The sequence below is a fragment of the Bacillus sp. SIMBA_005 genome (assembly GCF_046535585.1).
Lineage (GTDB): Bacteria > Bacillota > Bacilli > Bacillales > Bacillaceae > Bacillus > Bacillus pumilus.
This window is the reverse complement of the sequence record NZ_JAWRWI010000311.1, coordinates 1-276: the sequence shown is the minus strand read 5'-3', so window position 1 is coordinate 276 and position 276 is coordinate 1. Positions and strand designations below refer to the sequence as shown.

Below are 276 nucleotides of genomic sequence, written 5' to 3'. Positions count from 1 at the left end.
CATCAATGGTTAAAAGAAGTTGGAAGCAATGTAATGAAACAAGCAGTAAAGGACGCTGATAAAGCTAGAAAACGTTGGTTTGACGGTGTGTCAGGCAAGCCGAAATTCAAAAGTAAACGAAAAAGTAAAGTTAGTTTTTATGTAAATTATGAAAGTCTGAAGCGCACAAAAGAAGGTTTTCGAGGTGAAAAAATAGGGGTTGTCAAAACATACCAACCTCTACCTAAACTACCTAAAGGTGAGAACTATTCAAACCCTAGAATCTCATATGATGGG

Annotated in this window: 1 pseudogene; it reads left to right on the top strand. The window is 36.6% G+C overall.

The features are described from left to right. Positions 1–33: 33 nt before the first annotated feature. A pseudogene (locus SB660_RS20260) lies at positions 34–276 on the top strand (RNA-guided endonuclease InsQ/TnpB family protein); the annotation flags it as partial.